The organism is Bacteroides graminisolvens (assembly GCF_963666085.1).
GTDB lineage: Bacteria > Bacteroidota > Bacteroidia > Bacteroidales > Bacteroidaceae > Bacteroides > Bacteroides graminisolvens.
This window is the reverse complement of the sequence record NZ_OY762556.1, coordinates 3,010,266-3,035,992: the sequence shown is the minus strand read 5'-3', so window position 1 is coordinate 3,035,992 and position 25,727 is coordinate 3,010,266. Positions and strand designations below refer to the sequence as shown.

The window sequence follows — 25,727 nt, the reverse complement described above, 5'->3', positions numbered from 1 at the left end:
TTTACCTTATCTGTTTCTTTGATATATACCACTCTAGGTTCAGATTGGATGCGCCTACTACTCCCCGTTGCATGGGCGTAAGGACTTGTATTTTGTTCGACGGCAGACTGTATGCTTTCGGAAGCCGTCCTTTCACTAGGTGGACAATACTTTCGGCAACCTGATTCGGATTTTCTGTCTTGATAAAAAAGAAGTCGGTGTCTTTGCCGTTGCTCGTATCAGGAAACTGGCCGTTGTTGATGGCATGGGCACTCATCACGATACGGCTGGATTGGGCCTGGCGGAAAATCCGTGTCAGACGTACAACAGGAATTTTCTTTGAATCAATGATGTCACGCAATACATTGCCTGCCCCGACACTGGGTAACTGGTCGATGTCACCCACCATCACCAATCGCATTCCTGAAGAAATGGCTTTCATCAGATGATTCATCAGGAGGATGTCTATCATGGAACATTCATCCACAATCAAAGCGTCGGCTTCCAACGGGTTTTCTTCATTACGCTTGTATCCGTCTTTCGGATTGTATTCCAACAACCGATGGATGGTTTTAGCTTCCATGCCGGTAGCCTCGCTCATTCGCTTGGCGGCTCTTCCGGTCGGTGCGGCAAGCAAGATTCTCATGCCTGCCGTCTTTAAAGCGGCAATGATACCTTGCGTGGTAGTGGTCTTTCCTGTTCCGGGACCGCCAGTGAGAATCATTACTTTGGATTCTACGGCTTGGCGGATCGGCTATCTGAACATCGTCGTATTCAATACCGGTTTCTTGTGAAATGGCCGCAAGGTTGAATGTAGGCTTCTTCTTGTCTGCTTCGACTGCTTCCACCAGTGCCACAAGACGGTTGGCTGCACCACATTCGGCATAATAAAAGGGGGGAAGATAGATGGCCTCATTGTCCAGTTCCAGATCTTTAGCCTCAATCATTTGTGTCATAGCCTGCTTTACGGGTTCCTCCTCGACTTCAAGCAACTGCATAGCGGATTTTATCAACTGTTCCTCTTCCGCATATACATGACCGTCATTGGAGAGCTGCCCCAAAGTGTAGAGGATTCCACTCCGGCAACGGCGTAAGTCACTCTTTTCGTAGCCCATCTTGGCAGCGATACCATCAGCGGTCTTGAAGCCGATACCCCATATATCATCCGCTAAGCGATACGGATTGTCTTTCACCTTATTAATACTTTCCTTGCCGTACTGCCGATAGATTTTGGCAGCGTATGCGGTACTTACTCCATAGCCTTGCAGAAAAAGCATCACGTTCTTGATGTCCTTCTGCTTTTCCCAACTTTCACCGATCTTCTCTACACGCTTTTTGCCGATGCCGGGCACTTCATGCAAGCGTTCGATGTTGCTTTCTATCACATCAATGGTTTCCAGCCCGAACTTAGCCACAATCAGCTTGGCAAACTTGGGGCCGATGCCTTTTACCAGTCCGCTACCCAAATATTTCTCGATGCCGTAGATGGTAGCAGGCATGACTTCCTCCCATGATTCTACGACAAACTGGCTCCCGTATTTCTTATCGACTTTCCAATTGCCATCGCATAGCAGGACACTGCCTACCGGAACTTCCAGTAAGTTGCCCACCAAAGTAACAAGATCATTATAACCTTTTACATTGACTTTCATCACCGAATACCCATTATCGGGATTCTGATAGGTAATGCGCTCTATTACGCAACGGAGCTTTATCATTTTTCTTCCTGTTCAAGTGCTTATTTAGGGGTGTGTGACTATCGGGCTTTATATTCCCATCCACAATCATTATGGTAAATCATCAGCTTGCTCATACCTCCGTCGATAGTAATATTCTCACCGTTGATGAATGAGTTTCGCTCATCACACAGGAAAGCGACCGCACGGGCTATGTCATCGGAATTACCGACTCTTTGGGAAGGATGCTGTAGGTAATCACTTTCATTTGAAGGTACAAATGCTGCCTCCTGATGTGTACCCGTCTCTATCCATCCTGGCGCAATGGAATTAACGCGTGCTATGCCGGACAAACTGACGGCAAGTGCATGAGTCAAAGACGTAATGCCGCCTTTGGCAGCCGTATAGCTTTCCGTGTTGGGTTGTGACTGGAACGCTCGCGTGGAAGAGATGTTCACGATAGAACCTAAACCTATGAAATGATCTTTGAATAGCTTTGCCAACATGAATGGAGCGGCTACACCTACCCGTTGCACGTAAAGAAAATCCTCATAGTCGCAACCGTCCAGCACACCTCCCAGCATCAGGCAGGCATTGTTGATGATGCAATGGATGCCTTCGGGATGCTCGGAAAGAACTTGTCCCGCAAAGTCTATAAGGGTTTGTTTGTCGGCTATGTCTCCGATAGAACTAATGACATTCCATCCTTTGTGTTGCATCTCATTGGCTACTAAGACAGTCTGCTTGGCCTCTTTATCTAGGATATATACAGTATCACCCTCTGATGCGAAGTGTTCCGTTATGCAACGACCGATACCGTTGGCTCCACCGGTCACTATGATTGTTTTCCTCATGGGTTACTTCTTTTCATACTTGTCTAAATACTCCTTCATGGCCTCGTTCACAATGTCTTTCAGGGACATATTTTTATCTATTGCCAAGTACTTCATTCTGGTATGAATACTCTTGTTGATAAGGAAGTTACAGTGTACTGCTGTCTCTTTCTCCTTTTCTGTCTCAACTTTTGCGGGTTTATCCTCTGTGTAAGAGGGGGTTGTTGGTGATAGGAGGCCGTTCAGACCACCTTTCATGCTGTCTTTTAGTAGGTTACTTTTGCCCATATTGGTTTTTTTAATTTTATGACTTCTCCGGCTAAGGCCATGTAATCTTTGGCTCCGTTACTATTCTTGTTGTACTCATAGATATTCTTTCCATTAATCGGCGCTTCTGCCAATGCCACATTGTCACGGATAATTGTCTTGAAAACCTTGTTGCAGAAAGAATCATGGATAATTTCCGTAACGCTCTTGTTCAGAGTCTTGCGCTTGTCATATTGGGTAATGACAATACCGCCAATCTTCAAATTGGAGTTGAGACGCTCTTGAACAATATTAATAACATTCATAATCTTAGCCATGCCTCGCATGGCCAAGAATTGAGCCTGTACCGGAATAATAAGGAAATCGGCTGCTGTTAATGCGTTTAAGGTAAGCAATCCCAATGAAGGGGGGCAGTCAATCAGAATGTAATCAAACTTATTTTCTTTAGGCAGTTTACTAATCAGTTGCCTCAAAATCATTTCCCGTCCCGGCTCATTGATAAGTTCTGATTCTGCCGCCGACAAATCAAGACAGGACGGAGTCAAGGTAATGCCGCTCTCTGTCTTGACAAGAGGAAGAGGGTATTCACCTTTCATCGCTCCATATACCGTGTTCGACTCCTCAATAGAGCAGCCGAAGGATTCGGTAAGGTTTGCTTGTCCGTCAAGGTCTATAACAAGGATTTTCTTACCTTTTTGTTGCAAGGCAGCGGCAAGGTTGATAGTTGTGGTGGTTTTGCCTACGCCTCCTTTATGATTTAATATCGCTATAATACTGGGCATATTTCATTCTTTTTTTTACATTAGAATACAAAGGTAATAACTATATTAGTATATACTATTATTAGTATTTAATACTATTCCTATTTTACTTTATTTAGTAATTACTATAAGTAGTATTTGCTTATATACAGTATTTTACATATTGCATATAATCTTATCCACTCATATTATGATGATACATTCCTTTTAGCCCATATATGAATACAAGAGTATCTGATATGGACTAGAGGATGACTAATGGAGGCTATTTCGCCAATAGCTCATACCATTGTTGGCGACAGAACTGTTCGTATTCAGTCTTATTAGTACCGCTTTCGATGGCTTTGTCAATGATTTCACCTACCTGATCAAAAAAAGCTCTATCGGTGACACATTTGGTTTCTTGATAATGCATCAGGTAGATCTCGTAATAGTCACTGCCATTAAGAGTAACTATCACAAACCCCTTGAACAAGCGTCCGTTTACTCTGAATTTGAGTGCCGGCATTTCCTTGAATACTGTGGCGATTAATTTTTCTACTCCCCAAGAAAGAATAATATTCATCGGGGTTGTTGCCAATAACTGATTTTTGACGGTCTCTGCCACCTGCAAAACATACTCTTTGTCCATAACTGTAAGTATTTTGAATTAAATAAATGGTATCGGTTGCCCTTTCTCCTGGAGGTATTCAAGCATTGCTTTTGTATCTTCATGAGAAGAACGATTACGGTCATCATAACGGCGGTTTTCATCCGCTATGACCTTTATACATTCGCGGATTAGTCGATAAAGAGACTGTTGCAGTGTTGGGTGCATTACTGGGATTGCTGCTGCAAAGTTCTTGGCATTGAAACAATAATCGTTCAATGCGCCTTCAACAGCCTTAGCCAGTTGGTACTCTTTCGTCTGCTCGATGTTCTGATAATTTTCCATATTCAAATCGTGTTAAATGAAACATTTATTTTCCCCTTACCTCAGACTTTTCTTATCGAAGCCGATTGGGAATTTAACAGTGCAATTCAACTGTCACCGACCGAACTTTTGAAGCCGGTTTTTCTTGACGATTACTCTCCGTAGGAGGAAGAATCCGAAAGAAATACATTTTAAACCAGGCTTTAAAGTCGGGTGACAGACCTTCGCATCTGGTAAAATCCATCGGATAGATAGAATATTCTGATATGACTGAAACGCTATAAAAGGAAGAATCACCTATAAAGGAGATACCTCTACAACAGGATGAAAAAGGCTTGGGCGGGTAAACAATGAAGTCTGCCGGGGCAAACAAGAAAAGCGGCTTGTTCCGGCATCGACGGGCTGGATTATTTCGATGAATCGAAACTCCTGCACTATGATGCAAGGAATGTGCCGCTGTTTGCCCTTTTCTGAATATGACTGACCAAAGGGAGGTGGTATTCAGAAACAGATATTCCTACCACTTTTGGGGTGGGAAAGCCATTTTATAATAGGAAGATAAGAGAATATATAAGGAAGCCGGGCATTAGCTTCTCCCGTGAGGGGAGAAATCCCTCGTCCTGTCTCACTACAAAACAAGGGAGAAAAGTTAAATATCTCCGTGAGTTTAGCTGTAAGAAGAATCAGCCTTTACTACAAAATTTTATCGATTATTGATTTAAAGTGTGTACTACTCAATGTATTTAAGGATTCTGCATTAGTCCAATCAATATATTCCTTTACTTTAGTAAGGAAATTGTATATAGTTTCAACTTCTGCCAACTCTTTTGCTATTGGAGCCGCAAGTTTGGGGTCAATAGTATTCAATTGCTCAACAAGTTCTTCTTTCTCTACCTTCTTGTCAGCCCAATGCCTGCATAGCTCAACATAAAAATATGTATCTCGTATAGTATCATCCGTCACTACAGGCAGAATACGGTTTTTGTAGTCTGAATGCTGCATTATGCCAGTGAGTTCATACATGCAATTTTTTGACTTTAGGTATGGACGACTAAGAACAACCACAATTTGCTGGCCTTTTCTAATAGCATCCATGAATTCCTTTATGTTTGCAATGTATGTGCATTCACATTTGTCTCTACGATATGGAATTTTGTGGCTATCAAGTACAAAACAGAAGTAGTTGACAGTATGATCAGATGTTAATTCCCAATTGTATGAAATGTATATTGGTTCCATTCGTGAATTCAAGTCCTCAATTGGAGTCTCCTCTTGTGATAAATGTGCATCAATAAGATTCATTACATCAGCAATATTCTTGATAGGCGAATTCATTTCATAGAATTTGTTTTCATACATGATAATATATCGATTGATATACTTGTATTTCTTATCTTTTGAAACGAGACTTTCCAAAACCGATTTCACCTCATCCAGATTTATCTTGCTTTGAACTGCAATCTTCTCAAACGAACTGTATATGCCGTTTGCGGAAAAATAGTCATACATTTTATTCTCATGAAGATATTGCAGCACATAAGCCAACATACTTGTAGCTGTCGGATTTGTATAATTGAAATGGTAATCACGCTCATCACGTAACAATTCTGGATTGGTTGTCAAATATTGCAACGCCTCCATACTTCCAATGCCAAGCAAGAGGAACAAAGATTGTTTTAACGCATAACCTTCGAACTGCTTAAACTTTGGTTCAAGTTTTTGCATTATCCATTCGTCAGCATTTTGATATTGTTTCATGCATGAATAAATGGTCAGTCTATCCTCAATGTCCATTCTGTCAGATATAGCTTTTATTTCTTTTACCAACACGTCGGCTTTAAGCATCATCTCGGCAATGTTCATCGCAGATTTAGCATCTCGCACAATATAGTCGAGCAAAATACTATATCCTCGTTCAATCCGATTATCAATGATGAAACTAGCAAACTTGCTACTTGCATGATACTGCATCCAAGCTGTTTCTTCTTCCAACATTCGTATAATGGCATTAGCAAGATTATCTTGCGATATATGCTCCGTGAGATAATCGAACAAAGAATATGTACTACAGAAATTACCCCCATCTCTTTTGCTCACATTTACAAAAGAATAAGGCAACAATGAAATCAAAGTGTTCTCGCTTACATTAAAATGTCCAAGCAACATTAACTGTAAAGCTTCCTGGACATAAGGACATTCATCGGATTGAAATGTCAGTGTCTCAACAACAGTTTTTGCAGTAGCAATACAGCGGTTTCTACAGCTATCATCTATGAAGGAATCATTTGTCGAATGGATTAATGAATCTGAGATTATCTTCATAAAGAATACTTCATACCGATGTTTGTTCTTTATGGCTTTGATTATTTCATCTTGAATAAAAGCATTCTGATCGTCAACATATTCTATTACAAATCTATACACATAATCACTCAACTGTTCATCAGTACCAATACGCATCTGTTTTCTCATCTGTTTACGGTTGGTATCTGACATTTTTTCTATTGATTCTAGGACCTGTTGTTGAAATACATCATAGTTCGCAAAATCCTTAAGGATAAATTCTCTCCTTTGTCGGCTTTTTCTGATTCCTTCAGGCTCAGGGAAGAAAGCTTCATTTTTTACACGAGCTGCCTTGGCAATCTCAACAATAGGGCATTCAGTGAACCATGAAGCAAAGCTGTTATCAGCATCATTATTCTTATCCAAATATTGATAGTAATCATCAAGCATCTCTAGGGTAATCCACAACCCTGTTTTACCATATAATTCCTCACATGTTTTACGGTTAGCCCCCTCAACAAACATCAGTTTAGCTTTGCTGTCAAATTCTGCCTTTGCCTCAACGTCCAAACCTGTTTCATGATATAAAAGTCGGAATTGAGCCAATAACTCTTCTGTGTTTACATCATGAGAATAACTATTATAGCGATTACCAAAGTGTTTAAAGAAGCTACTCTCCACTAACGTAATTAACTCCCTATTACCATGCTTAATATATTCCGTTGCTTTCTGAAGGCAGTTGGACATCATTTTACTATAGTCCTCCCACTCATCGCGAAAATAGTAATGGGGATCATAAAAATTATGCTGTAATATTTTATTTATAGATTCGGCTGAGGTTACAGTCGTTAAAGAACGATAGACTTCATGCCTTGAAACAATATGCGTAGTAGAGCCTTCCTGCTGGTTATGTACATATTGTTCTTTGTCTAATATGTAGTTAATGTAAGTGTCACCAAGATTTGTCTTGTGTATTAGACTCATCATCACCTTAATAGCGTCATAGTTATTAAAATCCTTTATCAGAGTATAATATTTATCTACATATTGCTTTTTCGCAAAGAATTCATTTTCAAGGTATATATAAGCTAAATCACCATTAGGCTTCTGCTGAAGTTCCTCTAAGGTCTTCTTCTCCAACACATTAATCAGCCTGTCAAATGTTTCCTTTGATTGAAGTTTAAGAATATGCCACTTCAAGAATAGGCACATACACATAAGATCTGCGAAATATGCAGTTCTTGGATGAGCATTTTCTAACTCATCGGCAATAAAGTTCAAAGTATCTATTGATTGACCGAAATCCAAAAGATTACGATACTCGTTAGAGAGTATATTAGCTATTCTGATGCCGAGTGACTTATACTCCAATAAAATTCCCTTGAATATATTGTTCTTGGTTTCTTCATCAAGGGTATCTCTATCAGAATAGATAAGCAATTCCAAACTTGCCGTTTTCAGCCAATCGACTATCATTTCTACTTGTTGCTTGTCCTTTTTTGTATACATTGAAGTCCACAGCATAATGATGTTGTACCATTCAGGTCTTATTTTGCCATTGGAATGAGTTGCCATTTTTCGTGCCTTTTCAATACCATTCTGATACAGATAGAATGCAACTAACCACTCTCTGAAGGCGTTATGCTCAAACGAATATTGTTCATTCTCATACTTGATGATACCATACCTTTTACACTCGCTGATCTTACTTTCATCATTACTTAAACACGTATCAAACTCACGTTCTGTTAATGCCTGCTTGTTCATCAGCGACATAGCCAACGCAACTCTTTCCAGCAGGATAATAGCATCTTGAGAAGTTTGCTGATAGATATCAAGGGTTGCCTTTTGTTTTTTCTCGATCTTGTAACTTTTCTCTATAAATAGCTTATATACGTCCGCACGACTTTGGGGTAAATCATTGCTATTTTGATATGCATCAATCAGTATGTTCAGGAAAAAGGGATGCTTAACAAACTCGGCCAAATCTTTTTTATTTATCTGTTGACTTAACGAATTACCCTTCCCTAAACAATTGTCTATATGATCCTGAGCATCACTATAGCTGAGTTCTGTAAGGTACAATTCATGGAACTCCTCCATTTTATCCTCCCTTCGATAATTGCTTCTGCACGATAGCACCATCTTCATCTCTGGGTTATCATGGGCATAAGAGCAAATAGCAAGAAGTAGTTCTTCTCGTCCTTTGCCATTGATTTCGTCCAAAGCATCTATTATTACAACGACTTCTTTCTCATCCACGAATCGTGCCCTTGGCATCTGTTCTTGTTTTAGGTCAGTACTTGTCTTTACCTCATAACTTATAGGTAGGTACAGTCCACTCTGTTGTAGTTCCCAACATAGATTGCGAAGTTCTGTTGTTTTTCCTGTTTGTGCTCCACTGTACAAGATAAACTTGTTATACCCTTCATTTACAGCGGCTATTACATAATCAACAAGTGTAAATCTTTCTGCTTCTTTATTTAAGTAGTAAATGAAGTCATTGTGATCCTTGCTCGAAGTGCAATACCGACGTATATATCCATCTACAGGTTTGTGAGTTTTCAAGCCTCTTAAAAACGTAGAGTCATTGTTGGTTATTGCATTTATGATAAGATCTTGTTTTTCGTTAACTCTCTGCAAGATGAAGTTGCATGAGTTAACAGCATCAGCTGCAGCGTCCACCTTCATTTCAAGAATGAAGTCATAACACACAGCATCTGCTCGTAGTTCATCTGCCCATAGTTTTAGCAATTCATTGCTCTTGATGGCATCTGGATTTTTTAGGTATTCGCACAATTTACCTAAGTAGGCGAACCGACGTGAAGACAAACTTCTGCGAACACCATCATTTTGATACCACTTTTCGAGTGCTCGTTGATAGCTGTCATCCATGTGCTTCTGGAATCCTTTGTCTTTCTTTATAAGCTCCTTGATAGCAGGTATGCTACCGGCTATGTATGAAATAATAAAACTGATAAAAATATCGTCAATTCCCATCATAGTTTTGTGTCTTATCTTTTTTTACAATTATTATTGTGAAATATTGTTTTTGCCTGTTGAAAATAAGCGAATCACAGGATTGTGTTTTTTGATAGATAACGATTTAGACTTCTCTCTGTCAAGTTTTGTGCGAACTAAAAAGTAAGCATCTTTGTGGTGTCTCTAAACCCTATATAAGATGAAATGCACAAAAAATACCCGCTTAAAGTATAGAAACGAGCAAAGTTACCTTAATCGCCTAATTCTACATTAATGATAAGAACGCTTATTTTGAATGCAAAGATAGTGATTATTCATAAAATTTCATATTGAATTATTTTTTAGTTTTGAAAATGCTAATGGTTTAGCAACGTACTATCTACTTAAATTTTTATTAGATTTGCATCATGTCAATAACCTGCTGAAGTAGATTTTTCGGCTTTGCAAAGGAAGTGGTGCCAATAAGGCAAATCTAATGATGAAAATACGCTCGCATTCATACTAGGACGATTTTTACAGGCACTTGTGCTTCATTGGATTTGATATTTGGAATGACATTTGATACATTTGCTGAAAAATATTCCATCGGCAGGATCGGGAAGATGACTTTCTATTCATATAAAAGGAGCTAGCAAGGGTGGGCATTCTAGAATAACCCTGCAATGGCGGGACGGTTAGCATTGTTATTTACAACCACGTTAGAATGAGTGCGGGGTTCTGTCTTTTGTATCAAATGTTTCCGAATGGATAGGGTGTACTAATGCCGTTGGCATTGTCATAAAAAAAAGACGTCTGGTGGAACTTACGCCTATAAGGATACTGCATTTGAGTTCGGCTCTGCAATCAGTGTTCTTTTTAAACTTTACCTTATTGAGGTGTTTAAACGGCTAAAGAACAAAGATAGCTCGGTTGGTCGGCGAAACGTGAACTGTCGAAAATCAACTATCGCATGCATACTGATGCTATCAAGAGAAATCTGATACCGTCGGAGATTACTCCGACACAGACAAGCATTATCTATGCCAACGAAGCCTATGTGTTGAACGTGGCGATGTTTAACATGACAGCGAAACAGTGGCGTAAAGCTAATCCCAAACTGAAAGGCAACATTCGTGATTATGCCACCATCAATGAGCTTATCTGTCTGTTGAATATTGATTTAAAACCGGTCTAATGGGATAGCAACACTTTTTGAATGTTTCTTCCACAGTAATAAAAAGTTCCCTCTTGTTATTTACAAGATTTGTTGTATGTAAACTATAAGAACTTGAATCCTCAAACTTAGGGCCATTTTCTAATTTTGGTGTTCCAGAAATATAGCTGATAGCGATAGTCAGCATTGTTTGATACATATAGTTAACAAACGTTGTATAATACAAAGGCAAATAAATACAGTTGCCATTGAGTCCAGTTATTTTATAACCCTTATTTTCTTCTGTTTCTATATATTCCCAGTCACATTTATCTATTAACTCTTGAAACTCCTCTTTGGTTGGTATTCTTCCAATCATATGAGTATATTTACATGCAGCATCATATTGAGGATTTCCACTAATGATTAATTTCAAATTTCCCAATTCAGATGGGTAATCTTGCTTAAGATATTTCAGAAGAGCCTCTTCGTCTGGAATGTCAAGACCTTCCAAAGAAGCTCATTTAAAATACAAGCCTAGGGAAAACGGATCTTTTGCTCCGATATTAACTGAGGCCTATTTTACAGAGAGACCTAAATCAACGTAACATTCGGCTGATAAGGAACGGAGTATTTCGTCCTTATTAATATTTTTTTCAGTTCTTTTATCTGTTTCTGCTACCTTATGTTTTGAAATAGGTTTAATTTCCTGGATATCAATTCCTGAACCCAACACATCTATAGAATTGAATGAATTGGGCTCTATCTCTTTTTCATAGAGGTCATAGTTTATCATTTCAAGTTCTTTTTGTTCCTCAAGCCTTTCGAGAGTATCATAATCTATTTCATCATTCGGATTATAGTCAGTGGTGTTTTTTTTATCTTCTTTATGTATCAGGTTACTTATTATATAAATAATTCCAACAATTATCACCACTCCGACTAAGCCATCGAATCCACTTATTCCATTATCGCGAGCCTCGTCTGCAATTTCATCCATTACCCATTGTTGTGGATAGATTGGGAGTGTCAAGCAGAAAAATACAAATGTAGTTAGAGTTTTCTTCATACTGCAAAGTTAGTCTTTTTTAGCTGAATAATAGAAGTGCAAGAATAGTGATTTGCTTGGAAAAATTATTTTTTTGAAGGTCGGCGATGTAAATCAATACTGTAACTATGGCAAAGACCGCATACAATATCTCGCTCGAAGTCTATGTAAGGAGCTGTGAGTGTTTACGAAGCAGTTTGCAGCCGATTTACTTTATTTAGTAATTACTATAAGTAGTATTTATTAATAGGTAGGATATATAATCCTATTCACTCATATTAGAAAACATTCCTTTTAGTCCATATATGAATACAAGCGTATCTTATTATGGACTAAAGGATGACTAATGGAAGCTATCCCATCAATAGCTTATACCGTTGTTGCTGACAGAACTGTTCGTATTCAGTATGTCTTTCCGACAATCAAGCGGTGTAATCCTACTCAATCCAAACTCTACGGACGAGTAAAACGGATAAACGCCAAAGTCAACGAGACGCTACGTAAAATCTGCGACCACTGCGGCGTCAAATCACGAGTTACATGGGGAACCGCCCGTAATAGCTATATCTCTAAGATGATTGATGAGGGTTTTCATCCGCTTCAAGTTGCGGAACTTGCTGGCAACTTTCCACAAACTATCTATCGGCACTACTATATCATTTCCGACAAAGAAAAAATGAAGGAGAAAATGAATGAGGTATTTTAGTTAGACAAAAGATCGGTGTGAATTTTCATGTGCACAACTGAAGACTTAATAATTTACGAGCTCGTGCATTGTAGTTCAAAATTAAATCTGTACTTTTGCCTAAGCATATATAAAAAGCAATTATTGTTGCAAATAACATCAATTATTTAGACTATGGGCATTCAGATAAACAGAATTAAGGCCGCACTTGCTGAAAATAAGAAAACGAATAAATGGTTAGCTGATTCATTAGGTAAAAATGCAGCAACTATATCTCGTTGGTGCACAAATGAGAGTCAGCCTGGAGTAGAGACATTTTATCAGATAGCGAAATTGCTTGATATAGATATAAGAGAACTTTTCAATAAAACGAAATAAAATAATGGCTAGAGCAGATTTAATAGTAGACTTGATACGACATGCGATCACAGGAAATAAGCCTATGGTCAAAAAAGTTACTGAAGCAATCATTTCTGAAGAAAGGAAGAAACAACATACTATTTTAGCTGACAAAATAGAAAATGAGCTGAATAAAAATAGAGCTATTGATAGTTCAAATAATAACATCAACCTAAATACCAATGGTAAAGTAACATTAGATTATCGAGCAGAAAATCTGATCGACGAAATTACGCCTATAAAAAAATTGACTGATTTAATACTACCATTAGACGTAGTTACTTTATCCAATCAATTTATTCAAGAACAATTTAGAGTTGATTTGTTGCGCTCTTATGGATTAGAACCAAGAAATCGGATTCTTCTTATTGGCCCTCCAGGAAATGGAAAAACATCCATAGCCGAAGCATATGCGGAAGCTTTATTGATACCATTGTTTGTTGTGAAATATGACAGTCTCGTTGGTGCTTATTTGGGAGAAACAGCCTCACGATTGAGAAAACTAATGGATTATGTTAGCACAAGAAAATGCGTGCTGTTTTTTGATGAATTTGAAACACTGGGGAAAGAACGTGGCGATACCCATGAGACAGGAGAGATTAAACGCGTGGTCAGTTCTTTGTTATTGCAAATAGACAATCTTCCAAGTCACGTTATAGTTATTGGTGCCACAAATCACCCTGAATTATTAGACAGAGCCGTATGGCGAAGATTTCAGATTAAAATATCACTACCAATTCCGACAAGAGTTAATATCATCTCATGGTTAGATGAATTTCAGCATAAGCATAAAATTAGATTTGAATATGCATCCGAAACAATAGCTAAAAAATTATTAGGAATAAATTATGCTGAATTAGAAGAATTTGGATTGTCAATATTAAGACAGTATGTGCTATCATTGCCAGATTCAAATATGAAAGACATTGTTTCTAATGAATTAAAAAGCAAAGCAAATAATATCTCTGATTCAGAGTCTCAAAAATAAATAATATCTATGGCAAATTATCCTTTATTATTTTTCCCTGAACCTATTCCACTTCAAAGAACTGCTGGAAATCAATTCGTTCCCAAATCGATACATTTTCCTTCAAATGATAGACAAACAGAACGATTATCTCCATTGTTTGAGACATTACGTAGATCTTTTGAAAATCAGAGAGCTGACATTCAAAACACACCTGTTGGAATAGATCCAGAACAGGTACTCGTGTTTGAAACTATAGGTAATGTAGAGAGTTTCGTTACAGCAATCAAAAACACGGAAGGTTTGGAATGGATGGGCGAAATAGAATTGGATGATATCCATCCATCTGATGATTTTCATTACGCTGAAGCAGGATTAGAAGAGCAAAATCTTCAAGGAAGATTATTTTTAACAATGACTAACCAGAGAGCTCTGACTGAAATGCTATCTCTATGGGAGCAGTATTCTATTAATCCAAACATCAAATTTCAACGAGGTTTAAATGGATTTAAGGTATTGTTTAAGCAACTTAATACCATTCGCAGATGGAATGTACAGGATCGTTTAATTGAAACAAACGTCATTGAGTATTGGAAGCAAGATATCGAAGCAAATGAACAAATCATCCGTTTTGAGTTACAATTATGGTTTAGTACATCTCCTGAAAAAAGAGATGCCTCATTTAGTAGGATATCTGCTATTATTGAATCATTAAATGGTAGATGCCTAGTTCACGCTGTTATAGAGGAAATATCTTATCATGGTGTTTTAGTGGAATTACCATCAACTGCTATACAGGATATTATTGACACCCAAGACACTCAATTGGTGAGATGTGATCAGGTAATGTTTTTTAGACCATCTGGACAAATAGCAATTATTTCAGAAATTGAAGTCGATAGGCTAATTAACGATGAATCGTTGAATGAGAAATTGCCAAGTGGAGAACCTGAAGCGGCAATTTTCGATGGGCTTCCTGTTAATAATCATCAGAAGCTATCGAATCGAATTGTGGTTGATGATCCTGATGATTATAGTGATGGTTATATTGTTCAACATAGAGTACATGGAACGGCAATGAGTTCCTTAATAATTCATGGTGATATCAATGATAATGAGAGAGCAATATCAACTCCATTATATGTTAGACCTGTAATGAAGCCTGTAGCTGGGATGTCTAATTCGATAGAGAAGGTACCTAGCGATGTATTATTTGTTGATTTACTCCACAGAGCTGTTAAAAGAATATTCGATGGGGATCTAGATAGTGATCCTATTGATTCTATTAAACTCATCAATTTGTCTATTGGAGATAGTTCGATACTTTTTTTTCATTCGATGAGCCCTGCTGCAAAATTATTAGACTGGCTTAGCTGGAAATACAATGTATTATTTGTAATTAGTGCAGGTAATCACGTTAATTCCCTTGAAATGCCAATCTTATATAAGGATTTCAAAATATTAAGTGACCAGCAAAAGGAAGATATTATCTATAATACTATTATAAAAGATAGAAGAAATAGAAGAATATTATCACCGTCAGAGAGCATCAATAATCTTACAGTCGGTTCGATTAGTGTAGATAATTCTCCTGCAAATCCTTATGAAAGAAGAATAAATCCGGCTTTGCACATGTTGCCAAATGTTCATTCTTCTTTTGGCGGTGGTTATAGGAGATCTATAAAGCCTGATTTTGTTTATTATGGTGGAAGTCAATTTTTTGATGAACCTTTGTTGGATTTGACACCAACACCATTAAAATTTTCTTGTCATTTCGGATCGCCAGGTAATCGAGTCGCTGCACCAGCAGATGATTTGAGTAAAACTTGGTTTGTTAGAGGAACTAGTAATGCCGCAGCTTTAATTACTCGTAGAGGCATCCAGATAACAGATACCTTAAAGGAACTATTTCAGGAGGATTATTTTTTGCCGCAATATCGTCAATATCTACCTCTAATAATTAAGACGCTCCTAACACATGGATGTTCCTGGGGTGAATTAGAGACAAATCTTAAAAGAATCTTAAATGGTAAATACAATAATAGTGACATAGAAAAGGTTATCACTGATTGGATTGGATATGGAATCCCAGACATCAGTAAAGTTCAAGAATGTACTCAACAAAGAGTCACAATTCTTGGTTTTGGAGAGATCGGACAAGATACATCACACTTATTTAAATTTCCTCTACCTCCTTCGCTTTCCGGTAGACCAGAAAATAGAAAACTTACAGTAACTTTGTCATGGTTTACTCCTATTGCGTCTAATACGCAAAAATACAGAATGGCAAATCTTTATTTTGAAGCTGATAGTGCTATTATTGGAGTAAAAAGAGATGATGCACAATGGCAGAAGGTAAAAAAAGGCACTTTACAACATGAAGTATTTGTAGGTCAGAATGCTGTAGCATTTGAAGATGATGGGAATATTGCAATACGAGTTACATGTAAAAAAGATGCTATAGATTTTAAATATTTAATACCGTATTCTATAGCCGTAACATTAGAAGTTGCAGAAGAAATAGATATACCTATTTACCAAGAAGTCAGAGAGAAGTTATTAACTCCAATTATTGTTGGGCAAAGCTCTTTATTTTAATTCATATTTTGCATACGATACATAATTATCATAGATGAACATGGCTTATGTAGGGTATTATAGTGTGATAATAAATCATTTTTTCTTGTATATATTGATTTCATAAAAAAAACTTAACAAGGACTGTAAAATCAAAACAGACTGTATCTCTTTGCGCTCGAAATAACACTAATATAAACCAGTTTCGTGTAGGATTACACGGTGGATTCAGTGTTTTATCCTCAAATAGCTATTGATATACAGTCTGTTATCAAAGTGTCAAGGCGCCCAATCGGAAAGGCTTATTCAAACCATCTTATAAAAGGATATGCGGTAATAGTCAGTAGAACATAAAAATCCCGACTATTTGTGATAATCGGGATTGACTGGGCGGAGTTACTGAAAAAAATGAATTAGAAGTCTTGTAGATAAAAAATATCAATCTGATAGGCATTTATGGTTCTTGAAAGTTCATGTCTTTCAAGAATATCGTCAACATCCTCAAACTTACCGGGCTTTTCATCGGTCATTTCTTCAATCTCTTTCGTAAAATCGTCAAATGAGCTGTAATAACTCATTTCATTTTCAGAGTTATCCAACAAGTAACTGGTATCAAAATAACGTCCTTCTTCGTTATTGGTTTCATGAATGCCACATTCGAGTTCCTCTGTGTAGAATAATATTTCTACGTTAAACTTGATTGAAAGCAGATAGAATAACTTCCGGCAGTCTGACCAGGCGGTTTCTGTGGATAAAGTGAAACTAGCTAGGTTTCCATCATCGTCCATCTCTTCATCCATATAACTAATGCTACCCCTGCATGGGACACATTCTTTTTCAGGGTCAATGCCCAAAATGTCACTAGCGACATATTTGAGCCACGAAGCGTTAGGCAAAAATGAATCTTTCTTTTTATCGCTTCTGTCTGTACTGAGAACTTTTTGCAGTCCTTTAAAGAGATTTGCAACATTCTGTTGTTTCCCTACAATCTGATAATTTATTGAACATCAATTTGGCATAATCGAAAGTTTAAAAGTTAAACAATGGGAGGATTTTAATATTCAAGCTTCCTTTTTACGCTGCTCCCATCTGTTCGCTGAAAGATTTTCAAGCCAAGGGTTCATTGACGTTTTTATCCGCAGGATTAAAAAACATCCATGATTCATTGGTGGAAATATAGCGGACATAACTTTGCGGCAGGAAAACAGAGAGGCGCATTAAAATTCTATTTTGCTTTCCAAAAGAAAGATATGCCTATTGGCGTTTAACGAACACAAGATTTCATTTTGTGGTTATAAATGGAGGAATTTGATAATAGATGAAAAGAGGTGAGTAGCAGTTATAACAGGGAGGGAGGAATGTAATGAGCAAAAAGAAAAGCGACTAGAAAGCCGCTTTTCTTAGAGAGAGCCAAGAATTATTTCTTGACTTTCTTTGATGTGGATTTCTGCTCTGCAGGAGCTTCATCTTTTTCAGGAGTAGCAAAAAACTCGGTGGCAACCATTACCATGCGATTGTGTTTGCCTTTGTCATCGCTCCATTCTTCAGGTTTGAAATAGCCATGAACGGTTATCATTTGTCCCTTTTTCAATAGTTCAAAGGATGCGCTTTCGTTCTTGCGCCAAACCTCCACAGCCATGAAAGTTGATACTCTTTTGGTTTCTTTGCCAACGGTCTCTGTTCGACCGACTGCCAAGGAGAATTTTGCGACACTTGCGGAAGTAAATTGACGGATTTCAGCATCCTTACCAATGAAACCTGTAACTGCAAAAGAATTTTCAATCTTCTTCATAACGATAAATTTTAGAAGTTATACAATCAATTTTTATAATGCACCAAGATATTGCAGTCATAGGGCAGCACCAAGGATAGCGGTTCAATACTCTTTTTTATTCCGAGCATCAAAAAAAAGGAAGATTGTGCCGATACGCCATTGGTTAGAATGAAATGTCCCGTAACCGCCACAGCGGTGCTGCATTACAGCTTTGCATTAAGAAAAATGATGTGATTTCGCCCAAAATGCAATGGTGAAACAGAGTTGAAATATTGTAGTGGGGGTTGATAAAGGAGTGCTAGCCATTCATGTCGGCAAGTAAAGAATTTACTTGTGGTTGAACGAAAGTCTATATAGTAAAAGAAGCCTGTTATCAGCCAGATGCGGTGGTTGCATGAACGGTTTTCTAATGGCGCATCTGTCTATTGGATGGTACAGATGATGTTGCATATATGAGGTCATAATGGAGGGAAGATCGTGATACAAAATACGTCTTGTAATGGGCCTGACGATTATTGCCTCCCATGAAAAGATGATGCAATAGAAATCCATTCAGGAATGTTTTTCTATATTTCTATAAAGTGGCATGGTCGCAATTTGCGAAATGGGAACAGATATAAGTGGACAACCCGAAGGGCAGAAAGCTGGTATAAGAGGTACGGCTGGTGCAAGAATTATTCTATTTTATTGTCTTCCTTTCTGCCTTACAAAAAAAGAAGATTTATCTTTTAAATTCCTAAGTTTTCCTTTTTATGCTTATTGTATCGTTCTATTATATCACTTATCACTCGTGTCCCATTAAAATTGAGACGTTTTAAAAATTAAAGAAACTTGGCTCATTAGAACTAACTCGTTCTTTGTCATTTTGAAATATAGTTTTGTTGAAGAGGTCTCTAAAATTAGTTTTATCCGTTAATGAGATGCTTAATATTTGTATAACTTCGTATGCACTTCTGTCTAGTCGCATATCTTTTTGAACAATTGCCACCAGCGAGTAAGTATACATTGCTGCATAGATTTGGATTCTTACAGCATTTTCGGTAGTACCCCAAAACTTTTTGATTTTGAGGTGCTGTTTTAGCCATTTGAAAAACAGCTCCACTTTGCTAGCGATTTTTGTAAAGTTCAGCAACTTGAAGGGCGGAAATATGCTTTGCATTAGTAAGAAATACAAATTCACGTTCTTGTTCTACATCCCCATATCTGACTAAACGAAGTTGTTTCGGCTAATATCGCCTAGAAAAAAATCCAATTAGTTCGATCAATGCATCTGAAAGTACATTCTTAGGTAGCCTTCGTGTCCATTTGATAGATTTGTATTGAAGATTCTTTTTTGTTCTGACAACGAAAAAAGCTCCGATCAGATGAATCTTATATAGCATCTTGAAGTTGTTGTAAGTACGGTCAAATATATAATAAGATCCAGATTCATAAGGTATTTCATTCATCGCTTTAGAATCGTGTACAGACACTTCAGTGATATGAAAGAATGTGGGTATCTGTGTTTCGACATCATATAATGTATATACTTTGATTCCTCCTTTCTTTTTACGAAACTTTGCCCACCAAAAGACGGCAAGACACAAGTCTATTATAGTTGAATCGAAAGCGTAAACGTTTACCACCGAGTTTGAAGATATCTGTAGCACGTTTCTGTCTTGCTTCATTTACAAGATAGCATGCATACTCTTCAAAAATGTGATAGTTTCTATCTTGATTAGCTCTTGCTAAGGATGATTTTGAAACATTTTTACCCATTCCTAAATGATAACATTTAGAGTGATGAGCATCAAGAGCAACAATTAAATCTCGCAGACTTTCACGGTTGGAAAGTTGACCAAACATCAAAGCAAGCAATTGGCTCCAACAAGTGAGATACTTCACATACTTGTCGCCATCGTACTTGCGAACAATATAATTGAGCTTGTTTCTATCCAAAAATGAAATGAATTGAGCGAAAACGAATTTATCCTTATGCATTTGCAAATCTATTTTAAGAATTGCAAAGTTGAGAATTGAAACCCGTTTAATCGTAAAAACGTTGTAACTAACTATATTTCAAAGAACTATTTTGGATTTTAATGGGGCAGCATTGAAGCTAAAAATAAATGTATGTCCCTTTCCTTCCAGTTTCTTGTTGGAAAGTCAAGGAGAGGCAGTTTACTATTATCTATTCTTATTGATAAAAGAAGGGCAGTATAAACATGATGTATATAAATGAAGATATTTTGTTACATTTCTTATTTGTATACTATATTCAATATTCACTTAAAGCATCTCCATAGTCGTAAACTAATTATTTTCAAAAGCATTAGTATTCAAAATAATCCATTAGTTCACTTTTGGCTGTATCCGGATCATAGTCATTGCAATATCCACTAGAATAAGAATAATCTTCGCTCAACTCACCGAATAGTAAACAGTTATCTCGTCGAGGGATTAAACAATCGCCATCTATATACTTTGACCTATTTACGAATATCCAACAAGGGACAATGGTTTTACCGCACTTTCCTTCCCAAAAGGCAGCATTCAGATATGAGCAAAATCCAGATTCTTTCATTTTATTTTTAAAAATGAAGCTCAAGTCTGTTAACAAATCGTGACTCTTACTAATTTTACAATCAAGCGACAAAATTTGATTCGCAAGACTTAATTTGAGGGCATTCAATTCACGACTAAGAATTGCAAATATATCTATCTTTACTTTTTCTATTTTGTGCATTGTATTATATTCATAATTAGATATTATATTTTGATGTTTTTCCATGATGGGCTTTATATTAATGTAGTATATGTAATCTGGATTATTTCCAAAATCAAAATCAGATAGTTTTTCTAAACCGAAAATTGGATATTTCTTACTCTTACAATATATAAGGTCTCGATATCCTTTTTGGACAATAAAAACAAAGGAGAAATCTTTACCGTTAATCTCGGAATATCCAGTCTCAGTATCCTTTTTGAGCTGTTCTAAATTCTTTTTTGCGTTGACTGAGTTTACATAGAGGTCACCATATTCCTGCTCATATTTTTGACACTCGCCATATAATTGCTTAATATTTAAATAAGAAATTTTATTTATACACTTAGAATAGAAAATTTTTGATTCATTTATACAGAAAGATGATGGAATCTCATTTCTACAAAAAACATCAAATACCATTTCCGCACTTTTTGTGCTTAGTGAAATCTTATCCAACTCATTTACAAATATTTGAAATTCCTCTTTTTTATTTTCCAGCTTCTTATATTTATTTTCTATAACTTTCTGAATTACTTTCCAGCGTTGAATCTGCTGTTTGGTTTTAATATATTTTAGTCTACGGTTGTTCTCCCATTCATAAACGATGTTACGCAATAGTGTCATTTTCTCTTTCATTCCTATTAAGAATAGTTTATCGTATACCAATATAAGGATATTGATTATTGATATTTTCTCTTTCAGAATCTCAGCTCTCTGGTTATATAAAAAGCCTTTAACAATAGTATTAAGTTCTGTGACTAGTACATTTCGAGTAACAGATGATATTTCGTCTAATTCACCCAAAACAATTCGGTCGCTCTCTTTTATCTTTCTTATTATCCAATCTACAATAGCCAGGCTATATCTATAATTATATTCATTTAGTTTGTTAAATGAATGGCTCCCTTGAACTATTTTATAATATTCCAGAAGCATGGCAATCAGATTCTCTCCATTTCTTAATGCAAGTATAGCACCTTCATTCTCTATTGAATCCAATGTCGAATATAAACGAGGTATAAGTTCTATAAATTTAATATTTGATAAACTGTTCTTGATAACTGATAAATCAAAATCTCTATTTACACCTTCCATTAGGTAAAAAAAACTACTGATTTTCTTTTTGTGAATATCCTGTTGTTGTTCAGCTTCTTCTTTTCTGCTATTTTTTTCTGCTATTTCATTTATTATTTCTTTTTTCTTATATTCTGTATCCCAGGCAAATACTTTATAGTCTTCATTATTATAAATCAACTGAGAGAATGAAATCAACTGAAATTCCCAGATTGGTTCAGATAACTTTCCATGTTCATTTCTATATGTTATATAATAACATTTTAAATATAAATCGTTGTTTTGAATTGAGAGTTTTTTTGCTTCTTCATCTAAGACAAAGACATTATAGTTATTAGAAACTAATATATCTAATTGAGCAAAGGACTGCTGGCCCTTCTCAAGAGAAAATTTGTCAAATATCCAAAAAATGAATATTTTATGCTCTCGATAGAATTCCTGTCTAGCAGCAATGACACTTAAAAAAGTGGTTGAGAACTGTAACTCAAAAGCAATCTTTTTATCTGGAAGAGTAGCCATTACATCTGGCTTTCTCCATTCCATGGAGATAGCTCTATCTTTATACACTTTTTCTACTTCGACATCTTTAACTGACAATTTGGGATGTTCAATACTCAAAAGCCGTTCAGCTACAAAATTCTTATAGTTTTCATGCTTTTTCCCTTCTTTGGCTCCATTATATTTAATTCGCAAAATTTGTTCATCCGTCAGTCTCTCCTTATTTTCATATTTACATTCTTTATTATCTCTTCCATAATGTCTAAAGTGCAAAGACTGTTTATTTTTTCCTCGTCCACCGCAAATGCGGATAGGCTTTTTACAGTATCCACATATATACAGATTCTTTCCTTTTTTGTATAATTCGACTTCTTCATTTCTTATTTTGAAAAGTTCTAATCTCCTGCTTTCAACATCTTGATTTAGAAAAAAAACATCACTTGTTTTCTGTTCCCTTTCTTCATCACTTACTTTAATGTATGTTTTTACTGTATAACTCATAGACTAACTATTAAATCAAATATTCTTATAAAGATAGCTATTCTATTGATAATAAGAAAAAGTATAAGAGAAATCTTTTTAAATCTCAACCTTTGCAATATGACAAAATAAAGGGTAGAATGATAAATTTAACATTTTACTTATTATCTATGAATTAGCTTATTGAGACATTCAGGAATCAGCACCGGATATTTCGGGTGATCCAGTAAAATAGGAAAGATTATCTTGCTTTCCAAAAAAGATAGGAGTATAAAGGGTAAAGTACAAGTTTACTTTGGTACTTGTATAATATATGCAAGAGGTTACTAAACCTGTTTTTTTAACTTTATTAATAGTCATCAGAATAAGTTTAGTATCTTCTTGTATAATATATACAAGAAGATACTAAACTTATTTAGGCTAATACTATAAGGTACGAGAGGGTATAGGACAAAGGAGGATGAATCAAATCATCGTCGGGTAGTTCTTTTTTGGAAAGCAAAAATAGAATCAAAGAACTTGCAGCCACAAACGGTAGAGCTGTTCTTGATATTCAGTGGTGCAAACGTGGTGCAAAGTTATAAAAATAAAAACGCAAGAGCTTGATAATTAGCGTCTTGCGTTTTCTTTCAGTGATCCGCCTGGGGCTCGAACCCAGGACCCCAACATTAAAAGTGTTGTGCTCTACCTGCTGAGCTAGCGAATCAATCCTTTTATTGCGGTTAAGCGGGTGCAAAGGTAAAACGAATTATCGGCACATCCAAATAAATTCAAGTGTTTTTCTTATCTTTGTCCCGAAAAGGTCGGTAACGGTCTTCTCAGATGTATTATTTATACCTTATTATATATGGCTGACGATAAAAAGATTATTTTCTCAATGGTTGGTGTTAGCAAAGCTTTCCAACCCAACAAAAATGTATTGAAAGACATCTACCTATCCTTCTTCTATGGTGCCAAAATTGGTATCATTGGTCTCAACGGATCGGGTAAGTCAACACTGCTAAAAATTATTGCCGGTCTTGAAAAGTCATATCAGGGCGAGGTTGTTTTCTCTCCGGGTTATTCTGTGGGATACCTGGCGCAGGAACCTTATCTGGATGACACAAAAACCGTGAAAGAAATTGTGATGGAAGGTGTGCAACCCATTGTTGACACCCTTGCCGAATACGAAGCAATCAACCTGAAGTTTGGTGAACCGGAGTATTATGAAGATTCCGAAAAGATGGACAAACTCTTTGCCCGTCAGGCCGAATTGCAGGATATTATTGATGCAACAGATGCGTGGAACCTCGACAGCAAACTAGAGCGTGCTATGGATGCCCTTCGTTGTCCGCCCGAAGATCAGTCGGTTGCCAACCTTTCGGGAGGTGAGCGTCGCAGAGTCGCTTTGTGTCGTTTGTTACTTCAGAAACCCGATATCTTGTTGCTCGATGAGCCAACCAACCACCTCGACGCTGAGTCTATTGACTGGTTGGAGCAGCACTTGCAGCAATACGAAGGAACGGTAATTGCCGTAACGCACGACCGTTATTTCCTCGACCACGTAGCCGGATGGATTCTCGAACTAGATCGTGGCGAAGGTATCCCCTGGAAAGGCAACTACTCTTCTTGGTTGGATCAGAAAACCAAGCGCATGGAGATGGAAGAGAAGACAGCCAGCAAACGCCGCAAAACTTTAGAGCGCGAGTTAGAGTGGGTGCGCATGGCCCCCAAAGCCCGTCAGGCCAAAGGAAAAGCCCGTTTGAATTCATACGACAAGTTGCTTAACGAAGATCAGAAAGAAAAAGAAGAAAAGCTTGAAATATTCATCCCCAACGGTCCCCGTCTGGGTAATAAAGTGATTGAAGCCAAAGGCGTTGCCAAAGCCTATGGCGACAAACTGCTGTTTGACGATCTTAACTTCATGCTTCCGCCCAACGGTATAGTAGGAGTGATCGGTCCTAACGGTGCAGGTAAAACCACTCTTTTCCGCCTTATCATGGGAATTGAAAAGGTCGACAAAGGCGAGTTCGAAGTAGGCGAAACCGTGAAAGTGGCTTACGTTGATCAGCAGCATAAAGACATTGATTCCGAAAAAAGTGTGTACCAAGTGATATCCGGAGGAGCGGAATTGATACGAATGGGTGGTCGTGATGTGAATGCACGTGCCTATTTGTCACGTTTTAATTTTTCAGGCGGTGATCAGGAAAAACTTTGCGGAATGCTGTCGGGTGGAGAAAGAAATCGTTTGCATTTAGCTATGGCTTTGAAAGAAGAAGGCAATGTGTTGCTGCTCGATGAGCCGACCAATGATATTGACGTAAACACACTTCGTGCACTCGAAGAAGGTCTGGAAGATTTTGCAGGATGTGCCGTTGTCATATCGCATGACCGTTGGTTCCTGGATCGTATTTGTACCCACATTCTGGCCTTCGAAGGAGATTCCAATGTATTCTATTTTGAAGGATCCTATTCGGAATACGAAGAGAATAAAATGAAACGTCTTGGCAACGAAGAACCCAAGCGTGTTAGATATAGGAAACTGATGCAAGATTAAGTTTTCTACTGCTCATAGGTAACGGAGGTATGGAGTTATTTTGAAATAATTTCGTAACCTCCGTTATTTTTTTTAATTATATAGCATATATTTGCTTTGAATGCTTAAAAAATGAAA

Annotated in this window: 18 protein-coding genes, 1 tRNA gene and 2 pseudogenes; 6 read left to right on the top strand and 15 right to left on the bottom strand. The window is 37.1% G+C overall.

The window, feature by feature from the left end; genetic code table 11:
* Positions 1-34: 34 nt before the first annotated feature.
* The 7 genes and pseudogenes from recD2 to ACKPCE_RS12850 all read right to left on the bottom strand — a co-directional run.
* Positions 35-1,697: pseudogene (recD2, locus tag ACKPCE_RS12880) on the bottom strand (SF1B family DNA helicase RecD2); the annotation flags it as partial.
* A gap of 38 nt (positions 1,698-1,735) precedes the next feature.
* Complete coding sequence (locus tag ACKPCE_RS12875; protein WP_319505481.1) at positions 1,736-2,509, bottom strand: SDR family oxidoreductase; 774 nt, start codon at positions 2,507-2,509, stop codon at positions 1,736-1,738.
* A 3-nt stretch (positions 2,510-2,512) separates the two neighbouring features.
* The gene (locus ACKPCE_RS12870) at positions 2,513-2,776 is read right to left on the bottom strand and encodes a hypothetical protein (RefSeq protein WP_319505480.1); all 264 of its coding nucleotides are present in this window, start codon (positions 2,774-2,776) and stop codon (positions 2,513-2,515) included.
* The gene (locus ACKPCE_RS12865) at positions 2,755-3,537 is read right to left on the bottom strand and encodes a ParA family protein (protein ID WP_319505479.1); all 783 of its coding nucleotides are present in this window, start codon (positions 3,535-3,537) and stop codon (positions 2,755-2,757) included. Before ACKPCE_RS12865 ends, ACKPCE_RS12870 begins: the two co-directional genes overlap by 22 nt.
* A 244-nt stretch (positions 3,538-3,781) precedes the next feature.
* A complete protein-coding gene (locus tag ACKPCE_RS12860; RefSeq protein WP_319505478.1) occupies positions 3,782-4,147 on the bottom strand; it encodes a hypothetical protein in 366 nt (121 codons plus the stop codon).
* 18 nt (positions 4,148-4,165) lie between these two features.
* Positions 4,166-4,450 (bottom strand): hypothetical protein, encoded by a 285-nt coding sequence (locus ACKPCE_RS12855; RefSeq protein WP_319505477.1) that lies wholly within the window; start codon positions 4,448-4,450, stop codon positions 4,166-4,168.
* Between the two features lie 672 nt (positions 4,451-5,122).
* Positions 5,123-9,715, bottom strand: coding sequence for a TIR domain-containing protein (locus ACKPCE_RS12850; RefSeq protein WP_319505476.1), 4,593 nt, complete (start codon positions 9,713-9,715; stop codon positions 5,123-5,125).
* A 681-nt stretch (positions 9,716-10,396) separates the two neighbouring features.
* On the opposite strand from ACKPCE_RS12850, the pseudogene ACKPCE_RS12845 reads away from it, so the two are divergent.
* Positions 10,397-10,853, top strand: a pseudogene (locus ACKPCE_RS12845) (KilA-N domain-containing protein); the annotation flags it as partial.
* Here the strand turns inward: ACKPCE_RS12845 and ACKPCE_RS12840 are convergent.
* Complete coding sequence (locus tag ACKPCE_RS12840; RefSeq protein ID WP_319505475.1) at positions 10,831-11,340, bottom strand: hypothetical protein; 510 nt, start codon at positions 11,338-11,340, stop codon at positions 10,831-10,833. The pseudogene ACKPCE_RS12845 and the gene ACKPCE_RS12840 sit on opposite strands and share 23 nt — an antisense overlap.
* 63 nt (positions 11,341-11,403) lie before the next feature.
* Positions 11,404-11,826 carry a hypothetical protein gene (locus ACKPCE_RS12835; RefSeq protein ID WP_319505474.1) on the bottom strand — a complete coding sequence of 141 codons (423 nt, stop codon included), beginning with the start codon at positions 11,824-11,826 and terminating at the stop codon, positions 11,404-11,406.
* A gap of 394 nt (positions 11,827-12,220) precedes the next feature.
* Here ACKPCE_RS12835 and ACKPCE_RS12830 point away from each other — a divergent pair, with 394 nt between their 5' ends.
* The 4 genes from ACKPCE_RS12830 to ACKPCE_RS12815 all read left to right on the top strand — a co-directional run bounded on the left by ACKPCE_RS12830 (position 12,221) and on the right by ACKPCE_RS12815 (position 16,523).
* On the top strand, positions 12,221-12,580 hold the full coding sequence (locus tag ACKPCE_RS12830; protein WP_319505473.1) for a site-specific integrase: 360 nt from the start codon (positions 12,221-12,223) through the stop codon (positions 12,578-12,580).
* 153 nt (positions 12,581-12,733) lie between these two features.
* Complete coding sequence (locus ACKPCE_RS12825; protein ID WP_319505472.1) at positions 12,734-12,937, top strand: helix-turn-helix transcriptional regulator; 204 nt, start codon at positions 12,734-12,736, stop codon at positions 12,935-12,937.
* 4 nt (positions 12,938-12,941) lie between these two features.
* Entirely contained in the window at positions 12,942-13,946 is a 1,005-nt protein-coding gene (locus ACKPCE_RS12820) for an AAA family ATPase (protein ID WP_319505471.1), read from the top strand.
* Between the two features lie 9 nt (positions 13,947-13,955).
* Complete coding sequence (locus ACKPCE_RS12815) at positions 13,956-16,523, top strand: S8 family peptidase (RefSeq protein ID WP_319505470.1); 2,568 nt, start codon at positions 13,956-13,958, stop codon at positions 16,521-16,523.
* Between the two features lie 392 nt (positions 16,524-16,915).
* On the opposite strand, the gene ACKPCE_RS12810 is transcribed toward ACKPCE_RS12815, so the two are convergent.
* The 6 genes from ACKPCE_RS12810 to ACKPCE_RS12790 form a co-directional block, all read right to left on the bottom strand.
* Positions 16,916-17,302: a hypothetical protein gene (locus ACKPCE_RS12810; protein WP_319505469.1), complete on the bottom strand. Its 387-nt coding sequence runs from the start codon at positions 17,300-17,302 to the stop codon at positions 16,916-16,918.
* Between the two features lie 617 nt (positions 17,303-17,919).
* A complete protein-coding gene (locus tag ACKPCE_RS12805; RefSeq protein ID WP_319505468.1) occupies positions 17,920-18,294 on the bottom strand; it encodes a single-stranded DNA-binding protein in 375 nt (124 codons plus the stop codon).
* A gap of 1,208 nt (positions 18,295-19,502) precedes the next feature.
* Complete coding sequence (locus ACKPCE_RS15725) at positions 19,503-19,943, bottom strand: transposase (RefSeq protein ID WP_462676491.1); 441 nt, start codon at positions 19,941-19,943, stop codon at positions 19,503-19,505.
* The gene (locus ACKPCE_RS15720) at positions 19,825-20,256 is read right to left on the bottom strand and encodes a DUF4372 domain-containing protein (protein WP_462676490.1); all 432 of its coding nucleotides are present in this window, start codon (positions 20,254-20,256) and stop codon (positions 19,825-19,827) included. Before ACKPCE_RS15720 ends, ACKPCE_RS15725 begins: the two co-directional genes overlap by 119 nt.
* Positions 20,257-20,587: 331 nt before the next feature.
* Positions 20,588-23,095, bottom strand: a complete 2,508-nt coding sequence (locus ACKPCE_RS12795; RefSeq protein ID WP_319505467.1) for a DUF6035 family protein — start codon at positions 23,093-23,095, stop codon at positions 20,588-20,590.
* 612 nt (positions 23,096-23,707) lie between these two features.
* Positions 23,708-23,780: transfer RNA gene (locus tag ACKPCE_RS12790), tRNA-Lys, on the bottom strand.
* 141 nt (positions 23,781-23,921) lie between these two features.
* On the opposite strand from ACKPCE_RS12790, the gene ettA reads away from it, so the two are divergent.
* Complete coding sequence (gene ettA / locus ACKPCE_RS12785; RefSeq protein WP_277638411.1) at positions 23,922-25,610, top strand: energy-dependent translational throttle protein EttA; 1,689 nt, start codon at positions 23,922-23,924, stop codon at positions 25,608-25,610.
* Positions 25,611-25,727 lie beyond the last annotated feature (117 nt).